The organism is Crystallibacter degradans (genome assembly GCF_012952295.1).
Classification (GTDB): domain Bacteria; phylum Actinomycetota; class Actinomycetes; order Actinomycetales; family Micrococcaceae; genus Crystallibacter; species Crystallibacter degradans.
This window is the reverse complement of the sequence record NZ_JABBCH010000006.1, coordinates 160,725-173,675: the sequence shown is the minus strand read 5'-3', so window position 1 is coordinate 173,675 and position 12,951 is coordinate 160,725. Positions and strand designations below refer to the sequence as shown.

Genomic DNA, 12,951 nt, shown 5'->3' with positions numbered 1-12,951 from the left:
AGGCGCAGCGAGTGCACCGGCCGTTCACCCGGCGTTGTTAGACTGCCGTGAATCCGCGAGCCGGAAGGAGTGCCGGGATGACTCAGGACGACGCACAGTGGTCGATCGGAGACCAAGGATGGGTCAGGGAGAACCTGCGCGAGGCCATCGACCAGTTGGTGGAGCTGGGTTACTCGGTGCGGGGCGGCCAAGGCGAGGACCCGGAGCTCATCGACCCTGGCGGTTCGGCCGTGGAGACGTGGCGGGAGGACTACCCGTACGACGAGCGGATGTCCCGCGACGAGTACGAGCTGGAGAAGTACCGGCTGCAGGTGGAACTGCTGAAGTTCCAGTACTGGAGCCAGGACCATGACCTCAAGCACGTAATCGTTTTCGAAGGCCGCGACGCCGCCGGCAAGGGCGGTACGATCAAGCGCTTCACAGAGCATCTGAACCCCCGGGCAGCCCGAACGGTGGCGCTGGGAAAACCATCGGACCGGGAAGCGGGCCAATGGTATTTCCAGCGCTACGTCCACCATCTGCCCACCATCGGAGAGATCGTGATGTTCGACCGCTCCTGGTACAACCGCGCCAACGTAGAGCGCGTGATGGAGTTTTGCAGCCCCGAGGAATACGAGACCTTCATGGCGCAGGCACCGGTCTTTGAACGGATGCTGGTGAATTCCGGCGTCCACCTCACCAAGTTCTGGTTCTCGGTGACGCGGCACGAACAGCGCACCCGTTTCGCGATCCGCCAGATCGATCCGGTGCGGCGGTGGAAGCTCTCGCCGATGGATCTTGCCTCCCTGGACCGGTGGGAGGACTACACACAGGCGAAGGAAGACACGTTCCTGCGCACCGATACGGACCACGCCCCGTGGACCACCATCAAGTCCAATGACAAGAAGCGCGGGCGGATCAACGCCATGCGCTTTTTCCTCAACCAGTTCGACTATGAGGACAAGGACACCTCAGTGGTTTACGAGCCGGATCCGCTGATTGTGCGCCGCGGCCGCGAAGCGGTAGGCGACTAAACCGCAAACGTGACCCCCGCCGTCGTTAGCCCACTACGCTGGAAGAAAATTCTAACGACGACGACGAAAGGCGGGGCGACGTTGAACCCACCGCAGCAGGTACAGCAGACCCGGACGATCAGCGCGGACGACAAGGGACTGCCCGGCAGCGCGGCCGGCCGGGCCGTGGAGGAGTACGTCGCGGCCGGTCCGGACCTGGCGGATTTCTGGACTCCCTTGCTGGTCCTGGACGAGGAAGCCCTGGCGCACAATGTTGCGTTCATGGCCGGCTGGCTGGGCGAGCGGGACCTGGAACTGATGCCGCACGGCAAGACCACCATGGCGCCGCAGCTCTGGCAGCAGCAGCTCGACGCCGGCGCCACCGGCATCACCGTGGCCAATCCCAGCCAGCTGCGGGTGGGGCGGGCGCGGTCTTTCAACGCGCTCCTGCTGGCCAACCAGCTCACGGACCCCAATGCGATCCGCTGGGTCGCCGGGGAGCTTGCGGATCCCGAGTGTTCCATCTGGTCCTGGCTCGACAATCCCGCTGCCATCGCCCTTGCCGAAGAAGCCCTGGCCGGGGTCTCGCTGGCCCGGCCGCTGTCCGTGCTGGTGGAGCTCGGTGCGCCGGGTGGGCGGACCGGCTGCCGCAGTGTGGACGAGGCGGTTGCGCTCGCCGAAGCGGTTGCCGCGTCACCGGTTCTGCGGCTGGCCGGGGTGGCCGGCTACGAGGGGGCGCTCGGGCACGACCGGGACACGGCGACGCTGGACTTCCTCCACCGGTACGTTTCTGATCTGTTGGAGCTGCACCAGCGGATCGGCCACCTGTACGACGACGGCGACGTGCTGGTGACGTGCGGCGGCAGCAACTATCCCGACGTCGTGAGTGAGCTGTTCGCGCAGGCGCGGAAGTCCGACACGGCGCGGTACGTCCTGAGGTCCGGCGCCTACATCACCCATGACCACGGGATCTACCATGCGCTGTCACCCTTCGACCCGGACCGCGCGTCCACTGGTGACGAGACACTGGTGCCGGCAGCCCGCGCCGTCTGCCGGGTGCTGTCCCAGCCAGAGCCCGGGCTGGCCCTGCTCGACGGCGGCAAGCGGGACTTTCCCTACGACGAGGGCTTCCCCATCCCGCTGACCGCCGTATCCCGGACAACAGGTCAGACTTCCGACCTGCGCGGGGCTACCGTGAGCGGGATGAATGACCAGCACTCGTTCCTGCGGACGGCCGACGGCGCCGAGCCCGGCGTGGGGGACCTGGTGGTGCTGGGGCTCTCACACCCGTGCACCATGTTCGACAAATGGCGGCTCATCCCCGCGGTTGAGAGCTTCACCCCTGGGGCCAGCGCCAAGGTTGCCCGGCTGATCGAGACGTTCTTTTAGGAACACCACGTGCCCGGAAGCTGTGGGCTTCCGGGCACCCGGTGTTCCTGATGGCGCGATCTTGACGGGTTAGTACTTGTAGATGTACTCGTAGTGGCTCTTCTCCCAGCCGTACCACTTGGACCAGTCATAACCGTGCTTGTGCGTCCTGTAGTTCACGCTGTGGTAGACCTTCTCGCCATGCTTGTAATGGTCCGGGGCGCCGTACCGCACGGTGTAAGTTTCGTAGCCTTCATGGTCGAACTTGTCCTTGTGCTTCCATCCGCCCATGTACTCGTCGCCGCCGTGGCCCTTCTTCCAGGTCTTCTGGTGCAGATCGATCCAGTAGCCATCTTCGCAATGGACCTTGACCTTGTAGTCGATGTGGTGGGCCTTCTTGTAGTAGTTGCCGTGGTGGTCCTTGTGCTTCTTGTAGTAAACCTTCGGCTTCATCGGTTCCACCTCGCACCCGTACTTGTAGCCGTGGTGGCCCTGGCTCTGCGTGACGGCTGCAGTTTGGGCGGCGACGTTTGCCTGAGCCGGGCCAGCGAGGGCAAGCGGCACGGCCGATGCGGCGATGGCCAGGCCCGCGGCAGTGGTGGCTGCCTTGACCAGCGTGCCCTTGCTGCGTACTGATGCTGCTCCGTTACCGGAGTTCTTCTTAGCGAACATTGGTTTTGCTCCTGCATGTCTTGGCTGATTCGTTGCGTCCCATCGGGGTACGCCATCAGTTTCGCTTCGGCAGGGCATTCGGCGGATCCATCTGCAAGTTGGTTCGCGCGCTACATCTGCAGGTGTAGTGCGATGCCCCTGGCGGTACCGGGTGCATCCCGGGAAGTACGGCGGTTTTGCGCCCTGCGGTGGACGCCGCCGGAGCTGTTGCAAGCGCATTCTGGTCCAGCATCTAATCGGACCTCGGGAGCGGATATGGACATCTTCGGCATAGGACCAAACGGTAGCGTCAGTGATGAGGAACAGTGGAGTCTGGGGCTGATCGGCTGCTGGCGCTTGCGGCGCGGCATGGTTGACCACATACCCTCACGACGCGAGCAGCGCCTGATCGCCCTGCTGGCATTCCAAGGACCAATGCCACGTTCCACTGCGGCACGCATACTATGGCCGGAGGCCAGCAAAAAGCAGGCTTCAGGATCGTTGCGCATCAGTTTGTGCCAGGTATCCCGGGACTTGCCGGGCGTCCTGGTTGCCGAATTCGGCCGGGTCGGCCTGGCACCGGACGTCCGGGTGGATGTCCAGGAACTCCGGCAGCAGCTGAGCGGAACCTTGGAAATCGAAGGCGCCGCGGCCATCGCCTGCAGCCACCTGCTGTGCCACGGTGAATTCTTGCCTGGCTGGTATGACGACTGGGTAGTGGAAGCGCAGGACGAATGGCGCAGCGTACGCACGCAAGCCCTTCAGCAGCTGGCCTGGAGACTTTTCCGGCTGGAGGACATGTACGGCGCCGTCGAAGCAGCCCGTTCCGCGATGGAAATCGATCCACTCAATGAAGAGGCCCAACGGCTGGCTATGCAGGCACAGTTGGCGGAAGGGAACTACGCCGAAGCCTTGCGCGGGTACAAGGACTTCAGCTCCCGGTACCGCGAAGAACTTGGCGTTGCACCTTCCCGGGGCCTGGCCGACCTGCTGGTAACTGTGCCCCGGTCCGCGGAGAGAAGCCACTCTCTGCCTGTCGGCGCCCGACAGGCCAGCTGATAGGCGAGCCGGCGTAACTAAGCCGCGCCGCCGCCGTCGTACGTCAGCAGTCCCTCATCTTCCTCGATTGCCTTCAAAGCCAGATCCCGGTAGCCCACCGAGTCGAAGAGCACGGTGATGCGGTCCGGCTGGGTCCCCATGACAATGCCGTGGCCCCACTCGCGGTGCGTGACCGGCCGCTGGATCTCGTAGCCCTCCGGCATGGCGGCCTCGTGCGCCTCCGCCTCGGCCCGGGAGCCCTCTTCGCAGTTGTCGCAGTTGCCGCAGTAGCCGTCCGTCTCCTCGCCGAAGTAGTTGAGGAGCCAGTCCCGCCGGCAGGTGTCCGTCTCGGCGTAGCCGCGCGCCATTTCAATCCGGGACTTATCGATCAGCCGGCGCGATTCCGATTCGGCCAGGGCCTTCTCCACCGCTTCCTCGGCACTGACGGAGCCGACGGCGCGGTAACCCCTGCGGTTCACCGCGATGCTGCCGCTGTGCTCGAGCAGGTTCAGCACCCGGGTCTGTTTTCGTGGCGTCAGGCCGGTGTGTTCGCGCAGGCCGGCGGCGCGGATGGGGGAGTGGTCCCGGACGGCCTCGAACACCGCGGCCAGGTCCTCTTCGGCCGGGGTGCCGCCGACAAAGAACCGCTGCATCCCCAGGTCCTCGGAGCGGTAGTGCAGCACGGCGCGGGCGGGCTCGCCGTCCCGCCCGGCCCGGCCGATCTCCTGGTAGTAGCTGTCCAGCGAGTCGGTGATGTCCGCGTGCACCACAAACCGCACGTCCGGCTTGTCGATCCCCATGCCGAACGCGGTGGTGGCCACCACGACGTCCACCTCGTTGGCGTGGAAGCGCTCATGGATGTCCTTCCGCTCCGAGGCCTTGCGGCCGGCGTGGTAGGCGTCCGTCCGCAGTCCGCGCTCGGCGAGCTCCGCGGCGTAGAACTCGGTGTCCTTGCGCGTGGCGGCGTAGAGCAGCCCCGGTCCCTGGAGCTCCGCGAGCTCCTCCAGCACGGCGTCCTGCTTGCTGCGTTCCTCGTGGTGGCGCTGCACGCTCAGGTTTAGGTTGGGCCGGTCAAAACTGTGCACAAAGGTGTGCGGATCGCGCATGCCCAGCCGGTCGACAATCTCGTTGCGGGTCTGCGGCGAGGCGGTGGCGGTCAGCGCGATCACCGGTGGATGGCCCAGCCGCTTCACCACCGCGGTCAGGGTGAGATAGTCCGGCCGGAAATCATGGCCCCACGACGAGATGCAGTGCGCCTCGTCCACCACAAACAGGCTGATGTCCTGCTTGGCGAGCCGCGCCATGGTCTCCTCGCGCGCTAACTGCTCGGGCGCCAGGAAAATGAACTTCGCCTCCCCGTTCTCCAGCGCCTCCCACGCGGCCCGCTCGGCCTTGGCCCGCACCTGCGAGTTGATGGCGAAGGCCCGCTCCGCCTGCAGGTCCGCGTTGATGGCGTCCACCTGGTCGCGCTGGAGTGCCAAAAGGGGCGAAACAACGACGGCGGTACCCGGCATTGCCACGCCCGGCACCTGGTACACGGCCGACTTTCCGTGCCCGGTGGGCATGACGGCGAGAACGTCCCTGCCGCCAACGGCTGCCTCCATGGCTTCAAGCTGGCCCTCGCGGAGGGTCTCCATGCCGAAGGAGCGCTCGGCGATGTCCCGCAGTCGATCCGCCGTCGGCTGTTCTGAAGTTTCTTGATCTACGTTTGCCACTTCTCGATCTTCTCCCGTGGACGAGCGGGATGGGGGAATCGGGCAAGATTGGGCCAAACGCGCAACATTACGTGGTTTGTAACAAACGATTCACCATTGTGTGCGGTGGATTGGCAGACTGTACACGGCACAGCTGGCCGCGATTATCTTCCCCCAAGATATTGGCCGCTCCCGGACCGGATGCTTTCCCCCATTCATCCGCCCGGGGACGCCCGAAGACCCCCGCTCCGAGACTGGCGGGGGTCTTCGCTTTTAACTCACGCGAGACTTTTAACTCATCCGCGGTTGATCTGCACCTTGCGGGCTGGAGCGCTTGCCGGCTTGGGCGGCATCGGCGTCCGAACTTCCAGTACGCCGTCGCGATAGGTGGCGTTGATGTCGTCCGCGTTCACGCCATCGGGCAACGTGACGTCCCGGGTGAACGAGCCGTACCTGAACTCCGAGCGGTAACTGTCCTTGTCCCGGTGTTCCGTCTGTTCCCGGCGCTCGGCCTTGATGTGCAGGACGCCGTCCGACACGGAAACGTCCACGTCCTGGTCCGGGTCGATGCCCGGCAGTTCGGCGCGCACCACCATGGTCTCGCCGTCCACGAACTCCTCGACCCGGATGCCCGAAGAGGACTCCATTTCCGTATCGAACAAGCGCCGGAGCGGCTCCAGCAGTTCGCCGGGAGACCTGCGGGGGTCGAAGGGAAGCCTCTTATGCTGCTCAGCCATGGCCGTGTCCTTTCAGTCGGGTTTCTTACAGATTCCCACCGGAGGCATGCGGTGACAAGGACAAGCTTCCGGCGTCAGTCCTGTTCACGGGTCAACAGCAGGACGGCGCCGGAGACCACCAGCACGGCCAGGCCCACATAGAGCAGGAACTTCACGGCCTGGACGGCGATGCCCAGCACCAGCAGGACGATGGCCGCCAGGAGGAGGACGGTGAGCAATTGCTTCATGGTCCCAGTATGCCGCAGCCCGTCGACCCGGGCCGCTCAGGCAGCCAGTGCGGCATAGCGGCCGTTTTCTTCCACCAGCGTATGGTGCGTCCCGGTCTCAACGATGCGTCCGCCGTCGAGCACTGCTATCTGGTCAGCGTTGCGCACGGTGGAGAGCCGGTGGGCGATGGTGATGGTGGTCCGCCCCTGCGCCAGCCGGTCGAAGGCCTCCTGCACGGCTCGTTCAGTCCGGGTGTCCAGCGCGCTGGTGGCTTCGTCGAGGATGAGCACCTGCGGGTTGCGCAGCAGCGTCCGGGCGATGGCGATGCGCTGCTTTTCGCCGCCGGAGAAGCGGTGGCCGCGGGAGCCGACCATGGTGTCGTAGCCGTCCGGCAGTGCCATGATGTGCTCGTGGATCTGCGCGTCGCGTGCGGCCTGTTCGATCTGCGCATCGGTGGCGTCCGGTCTGGCGTAGCGCAGGTTTTCGCGTACCGTGGTGTGCAGCAGGTAGGTGTCCTGGCTGACCATGCCGACCACGGAGGCCAGGTCCGCCAGCGCCATGGTGCGGATGTCCATGCCGTCGATAGTGATGCGGCCGGCGCCGGGATCGTGCAGCCGGGCGGCCATGGAAGCCAGTGTGCTCTTGCCCGAACCGGTCTGTCCCACCAGCGCCAGGGTGGTGCCGGCCGGGACGTCCAGGCTGACGCCGTCGATCGCGGGAAGTTCGCTGCCCGGATAGCTGAAGCTCACATCCTCGAACCGCACGTGGCCCTTGAGCGCGGCAGGAACAACGACGGCGGGGGAGTCCGGGTCCTGGATCTCCACCGGCAGGTCGAGGTACTCGAAGATGCGCGCGAACAGGGCCAGCGAGCTGGTCAGTGTGATGCCGACGTTCAGCAGTCCCATCAGGGGCCGGAACAGTCCGCTCTGCAGCGCGGTGAACGCCACCACTGTACCGATGGTCATGTTTCCGGCGGTGGCAGGCAGGCCCGCGGCCAGGTAGATGACGGCGGGGACGGCTGCGAAGATGATGCTCATGGTGGCCATGCGCCAGCGGCCGGCGAGTTCGGAGCGAAGTTCCAGGTCCGTGAGCCGGCCGGAGGACTCGGTGAAGCGGGCGGCCAGTGCCGGTCCGGTGCCCAGGGTCTTGCTCAACTGGATGCCGCTGACGGAGAGCGACTCTTCGATCGTGACGTTCATGTCCGCCAACTCGCGCTGCTTGCGGGCCGTGATTTCGCGCCGCATGGTGGCGACCTTGCGGGTGAGGATCACGGCCGGCGGCATCACCAGCAGCGAGATCAGGCTCAGCTGCCAGGACAGTGCCACCATGGCGACGGCGGTGGCCACCACGGTGGTGAGGTTCGCCGCGATGCTCGTGGCAGTGGACGTGACAACCGTCTGCATACCGCCGATGTCGTTGGTGATGCGGGACTGTACTTCGCCGCCGCGGCTGCGGGTGAAGAAGCCGATGGACTGGCGCTGCAGATGCGTGAACACATCCGAGCGCAGCCGGTGCATCACCTGCTGGCCGATCCGGGTGCTGATCCAGGTCTGGACCACGCCGAAGGCGGCCGTGATGACGGCGACGGCCAGCATGCCTGCGGTCAGGAAAACCAGCAGCCGGACGTCCTGCTCCGGCAGCGCGGTGTCGATGACAGCGCGCAGCAGGAAGGGCGAGGCCATCGAGACCACGGAGGACGCAATGATGATGGCGGTGACGAGCGTGAGCTGCCAGCGGTAGGGGCGGAACAGTGCGGCAATGCGCCGCAGCGAAACGTGCTGCGCCTGGTCGCGTTCCGCGGCGGTAGGTGCGCGGCCGGGTCCGCCGCCACGGCCGCCGCCGGGGGCCAAGCTGATGGTATTGATGGATTCCGTGGGAACCACCCCGTTTCTCTCGAGGGGCGCCAGGCCGTTCTGATTGGACGGCCGGTTGATGACTGAGGCCAGCAGAATTGCTGAGGTAACCTCACTATGAGGGTACAACCGCTACCGCTGATAGTCTATTCCCGTGGCCGATGAAAACTTGCTGGATTCTTTTTGGGCCGTAGCCCGGCGGCTGCGGCACCTCTCCCGGGACGCGCTGGCGCCGTGGGACGTTGCGCCGTCACAGTCCCGGGCGCTGGGCATGCTCAGGCGCCACGGCCAGCTGAGGCTGGGGGAACTCTCCGAACGGCTCCACATTGTTCCGCGCTCCGCCACCGAAGTCGTGGATGGCCTGCAGGAGCGCGGCTGGTGCGTGCGCCAGCCGGACCCGGCCGACCGCCGTGCCACCGTGGTGACCCTGACCGACGCTGGCCGCGAGCTGTCCGAGGCCATTCGTGCCGCGCAGCTGGAGCAGGCCGACAAGTTTTTCGCGGTTCTGACCCACGAGGAGCGCGCCGAGCTCGCGGCCACCCTGGGCCGGCTCCTGCGCGCCGAAGAAGGTGCCTCCCTGACCTTCGACCGGGCGTCCGAGGACCGCGGGCAGTAGGTCTCGCCAACGCGGGCTATCCGTGCTGTGATGGTATGATTCCAGATCGTCCCAGTCTCGCAGCGGAGCGGATATGTCCAGCCAGGAACTCATCCCCGTAAAGCTTCCGGCACTCAGCCGCGGCGCCAGAAAAACCCTCTTGGTCATCGGAGTTTACGGCGTCGGCCTGTGCTGGTTCGGCGCCATCGCCCTGCTGGTCGCGGCGCCCGCCCTTGTCTATGCGATACCGCATCTATTGTTCTTCCCCGTGCTGTTCACGCTCGGGCTTTACGCAGCCTGGCGGCTCTGCCTGAAAGGGCCGGCTGCCGTTTCCACAGACGGGCGGCACCGGAAGCCTCCGCACGGCCAGCACCGTAAGCTTGCGGGTCGGCGGCAGCATCGGCAGTCCGGTCCAAGGACGAAACTCGGCCGGTACCCGGCCAACCACCCCCGCTTCTTCAACGGCCTTGCAGTGGTCGCAGCCTACGCGGCAGTGCTCTGCTGGATCGGCATGATGGGACTGCTAGCCGCCGGGAGCAACGGACTGGCAGGAGTGGGTCCGCTGGTCTTGATTCCCGTGCTGGCAACCCTGTCTGCCGTGGCCATCGCGCGTTTCGCGAGAAGCTCCAGACCCCGGCGGACTCTGCCCTAGCACCCGGCGGACGTCGCCAGGAGCGTCACTGCCGGAACCAGAATCGTCGGAACCAGGAGCGTCAGAGCCAGAAGAGGAACGTCGCGGCGATGAGCCCCGCCACCACGGCTGCGCCGCCGGCAATCCAGAGCGGCTTGCGGCGCGAGGCCGGGTCCGCCGTCGTTGTTTCAGGTTTTGGCGCCGGTACGTAACGCGTTTCCGAGGAGGGCTGGCCGTCCGCGGGCGGGACGATCTGGATCATCCCGGTCCGCAGTTCCTTGCGGGCGGGCAGGGCAGGCTGGGCCGGCACGGACAACTTGGTTGGCAAGGGGACCACGGGGATCATGCCGGTCGGGGGCACGGGGTCCGCTGCCCCGCTGCGGATGTCGCGCCGGCGGGGGTAAGGGGCGTTTTCAGCCGGGGGAGTCATCAACTCGACTTTCAGCCGGGCAAGCCGGACGTCGGATGGGAGTGTTTTCTCCATCCTATGGTCCGGGCCTGCTTCAAATGCCCTAGCCAGATAGCGTTTCCATCACATTTCCTCACGGGACCTTGGCCACTTGGCGAATCCGGCAGACCCGGTAACAATGAACTAGGGGACCGGACCGTATGACGGAGCACATGGGAGTGCCATCGTGAATGGGGAACAGGTGGACGAGGCAGCGCGCGCTCAGCCGGATTCGGCGGACCGCAGCATCAAGGTTTTTATTCTCGATGACCACGAACTGGTCAGGCGCGGACTCCAGGACCTGCTGGAGGGCGAGGGCTTCGAGGTCATCGGCCAGTCAGGCTCGGCGCGGGAGGCAACGGGGCTGATTCCCGCCCTGCGTCCGGACGTGTCCATACTCGATGCGCGGCTGCCGGACGGCACCGGGATCGAGGTCTGCCGGGACGTGCTGTCCGTCGATCCGTCGCTGCGGTGCCTGATTCTGACGAGTTACGACGACGAACGCTCGCTGCGCAGCGCGGTCATCGCCGGGGCGCTGGGCTATGTGCTCAAGCAGATTGTCGGGACGGATCTCGTGGCGGAGCTGCGCAAGGCCGCCAACGGGGAGTCGCTTTTCGAGCCGGACCTGAAGGCCCGGATCCTGCAGGGGCTGGCCCGGCCCGAGGCGGCGGATCCCCGGCTGGACGCGCTGAGCCCGCAGGAGCTGCGCATTCTGGCGCTGATCGGCGAGGGCCTGACCAATCGGCAGATCGGCGACCAGCTGTTTCTGGCCGAGAAGACGGTCAAGAACTACGTGTCCTCCATTCTGGCGAAGCTCGGATTCGAACGCAGGACCCAGGCCGCGGTGTTCGTGGCCAAGGCCGCCGGCGAAGCGCAGCCCGACGGGGTGGGGTAGCGGTCGCCTGATGACTGCCGGCGTTGCTGCGGAGTCCGCTACGCCAGCGGCACTGTCCAGACCAGGCTTGTGCCCTTGCCCGGAGCGCTCTTGAGGTCCAGAGTGCCGTGGAGTTCTTCGGCGCGCTGCTCGAGGTTGGCCAGGCCGCTGCGGCGCAGGGGATGGGCGAATCCGCGGCCGTTGTCCTTGATGGCCAGCCGGACGCGATTGTCGATAGCTGCCACGGCGACCTCGATATGGTCGGCATCCGAATGGCGCACCGCGTTGCTGAGTCCTTCCCGAATGACCGCCAGCAGGTGTTCGGCCACCTTGTCCGGCACATCCGAATCAATGGGACCGGAAATCTCGAGCCGGGGTGTGAAGGCGGACGCCCGGGTGCCTTCCTGCACTGCCCGGACAATCCTGCTGCTGAGGACTTCCTCCTGGGCATCGGCGCGCAGGGAGTAGATGGTGTCGCGCAGCTCGCGGATGGCTTCGTCCAGTTCCCGGGTGACGTCGGTGATCCGCTCCTGGGCGCTGTCCTCCATGGTGTAGCGGCGCAGGCTTTGCAAGCTCAAACCGGCGGCAAACAGGCGCTGGATGACGACGTCGTGCAGATCCCTGGCAATCCGGTCCCGGTCGGCAAAGAGCACCAACTGTTCACGCAGCCGCTGGCCCTGCGCCAGCTCCATGGTGAGCGAAGCATGCGTGCAGAAGATTTCTGCCATGTCCAGATCAACGGGATGGAAGCCATCGGCCCCGGGCGCCCGGCAGAGCACCAGCAGGCTGGGTTCGCCGCCGCGCGGGGACAGCCGGGCCACCAGCGCGGCCCCCAGCCCCTCCGCTTTTTCCGGGTCCACCAGATCTGCCGCTTCGCACAATACGGGCTTTCCTGTCTCCAGCACGGAGTGGAGAACGGTGAGTGAGACCGGGACGCTCTGGCGGACAATTTCCCCCGCGCGCTCGCCTGCGGCAGCTTCGCACCGGGCGATCATCCCGTCCTGGGCCGGGGTGGCGAACACCGCCAGCGCAGCCCCGGACGGTGCCAGCGCGTGGTCGACGATCAGATCTCGCGGGTCCTGGGATTTGGAAGGCAACCGCATGCTCAGTTCCATCGAGGCCTGCAGCCACTGCTCACGGCGCCTCATGGCCTCGAATAAGCGGGCATTTTGTATCGCCACGCCCGCCGCCGCGGCAAGGGTGGTTACGAATTCCTCGTCCCGGACGGTGAAGCTGCCGCCGCCCTTCTTCTCCGTCAGGTACAAGCTGCCGAAGACTGCACCCCGGACGCGGATCGGCACCCCGAGGAATGACTGCATCGGCGGATGGTTGGGCGGAAAGCCATGGGCGTCTGCGTGCCCGCTGAGCGGATTGAGCCGCAGCGCCACGGGTTCGCGAAGCAGCAGCCCGAGCACGCCGTGTCCGGTTGGCAGGTCGCCGATGCGGTGGTGTTCTTCCTCGTCGATGCCGACGGTAATGAAGTGGCTCAGCGAAGTGCCGTCTTCACCGGCAACGCCCAGGGCGCCGTACTGGGCATCCACCAACTGGCAGGCCGACTCCACCACCCGCTGCAGGACGGTTTCCAGGCTTAGGTCTTCAGCGAGCGCCATCACGGCAGCCAGCAGGTGTTTCATCCGGTCCTGCCTTCAGCCGACGAATCCGGAATCCACATACGTCCCCCAACCGATGTTCGTACTCTGCAGCCCGGCTGTTGCGCTAAAGCTCTGGACTGTCATCTAAGTTGCCGGGGGCAACACGCGTCAAGCTATTACGGCGTTAGATCCTTCTGCCGGACTGCTGCAGGGGCTTCCTGAATGCGCCAATCAGCCGCCGTCGTGCGGGCTGAATGGTTCAATCAGGGGC

At 65.8% G+C, this 12,951-nt stretch carries 13 protein-coding genes; 6 read left to right on the top strand and 7 right to left on the bottom strand.

What is annotated here, in order from left to right:
* The first annotated feature begins 77 nt into the window (after window positions 1–77).
* Together ppk2 and HGO92_RS12185 are read left to right on the top strand one after the other, a co-directional pair.
* Window positions 78–1,013 carry a polyphosphate kinase 2 gene (gene ppk2, locus HGO92_RS12190; RefSeq protein ID WP_169995126.1) on the top strand — a complete coding sequence of 312 codons (936 nt, stop codon included), beginning with the start codon at window positions 78–80 and terminating at the stop codon, window positions 1,011–1,013.
* Window positions 1,014–1,094: 81 nt separating this feature from the next.
* The gene (locus HGO92_RS12185; RefSeq protein WP_169995124.1) at window positions 1,095–2,381 is read left to right on the top strand and encodes an alanine racemase; all 1,287 of its coding nucleotides are present in this window, start codon (window positions 1,095–1,097) and stop codon (window positions 2,379–2,381) included.
* Between the two features lie 69 nt (window positions 2,382–2,450).
* Here HGO92_RS12185 and HGO92_RS12180 read toward each other — a convergent pair whose 3' ends face one another.
* Window positions 2,451–3,032 carry a hypothetical protein gene (locus tag HGO92_RS12180; RefSeq protein ID WP_169995122.1) on the bottom strand — a complete coding sequence of 194 codons (582 nt, stop codon included), beginning with the start codon at window positions 3,030–3,032 and terminating at the stop codon, window positions 2,451–2,453.
* Window positions 3,033–3,287: 255 nt separating this feature from the next.
* Here HGO92_RS12180 and HGO92_RS12175 point away from each other — a divergent pair, with 255 nt between their 5' ends.
* Entirely contained in the window at window positions 3,288–4,070 is a 783-nt protein-coding gene (locus HGO92_RS12175; protein WP_169995120.1) for an AfsR/SARP family transcriptional regulator, read from the top strand.
* 17 nt (window positions 4,071–4,087) lie between these two features.
* Here HGO92_RS12175 and HGO92_RS12170 read toward each other — a convergent pair whose 3' ends face one another.
* The 4 genes from HGO92_RS12170 to HGO92_RS12155 form a co-directional block, all read right to left on the bottom strand.
* Complete coding sequence (locus HGO92_RS12170; protein ID WP_346768942.1) at window positions 4,088–5,764, bottom strand: RecQ family ATP-dependent DNA helicase; 1,677 nt, start codon at window positions 5,762–5,764, stop codon at window positions 4,088–4,090.
* Window positions 5,765–6,039: 275 nt separating this feature from the next.
* Window positions 6,040–6,480 (bottom strand): Hsp20/alpha crystallin family protein, encoded by a 441-nt coding sequence (locus HGO92_RS12165; RefSeq protein WP_169995118.1) that lies wholly within the window; start codon window positions 6,478–6,480, stop codon window positions 6,040–6,042.
* Window positions 6,481–6,554: 74 nt separating this feature from the next.
* Entirely contained in the window at window positions 6,555–6,707 is a 153-nt protein-coding gene (locus tag HGO92_RS12160; protein ID WP_169995116.1) for a hypothetical protein, read from the bottom strand.
* Between the two features lie 36 nt (window positions 6,708–6,743).
* On the bottom strand, window positions 6,744–8,570 hold the full coding sequence (locus HGO92_RS12155; protein ID WP_346768941.1) for an ABC transporter ATP-binding protein: 1,827 nt from the start codon (window positions 8,568–8,570) through the stop codon (window positions 6,744–6,746).
* Between the two features lie 124 nt (window positions 8,571–8,694).
* On the opposite strand from HGO92_RS12155, the gene HGO92_RS12150 reads away from it, so the two are divergent.
* Both HGO92_RS12150 and HGO92_RS12145 read left to right on the top strand, forming a co-directional pair.
* On the top strand, window positions 8,695–9,156 hold the full coding sequence (locus HGO92_RS12150) for a MarR family winged helix-turn-helix transcriptional regulator (RefSeq protein ID WP_346768940.1): 462 nt from the start codon (window positions 8,695–8,697) through the stop codon (window positions 9,154–9,156).
* Window positions 9,157–9,229: 73 nt separating this feature from the next.
* Window positions 9,230–9,787 carry a hypothetical protein gene (locus HGO92_RS12145; RefSeq protein WP_169995114.1) on the top strand — a complete coding sequence of 186 codons (558 nt, stop codon included), beginning with the start codon at window positions 9,230–9,232 and terminating at the stop codon, window positions 9,785–9,787.
* Window positions 9,788–9,848: 61 nt separating this feature from the next.
* On the opposite strand, the gene HGO92_RS12140 is transcribed toward HGO92_RS12145, so the two are convergent.
* Complete coding sequence (locus HGO92_RS12140; RefSeq protein ID WP_169995112.1) at window positions 9,849–10,250, bottom strand: hypothetical protein; 402 nt, start codon at window positions 10,248–10,250, stop codon at window positions 9,849–9,851.
* 166 nt (window positions 10,251–10,416) lie between these two features.
* On the opposite strand from HGO92_RS12140, the gene HGO92_RS12135 reads away from it, so the two are divergent.
* Complete coding sequence (locus tag HGO92_RS12135) at window positions 10,417–11,109, top strand: response regulator (protein ID WP_440915776.1); 693 nt, start codon at window positions 10,417–10,419, stop codon at window positions 11,107–11,109.
* 38 nt (window positions 11,110–11,147) lie between these two features.
* On the opposite strand, the gene HGO92_RS12130 is transcribed toward HGO92_RS12135, so the two are convergent.
* A complete protein-coding gene (locus HGO92_RS12130) occupies window positions 11,148–12,722 on the bottom strand; it encodes a GAF domain-containing protein (protein ID WP_169995110.1) in 1,575 nt (524 codons plus the stop codon).
* Between the last annotated feature and the right edge of the window lie 229 nt (window positions 12,723–12,951).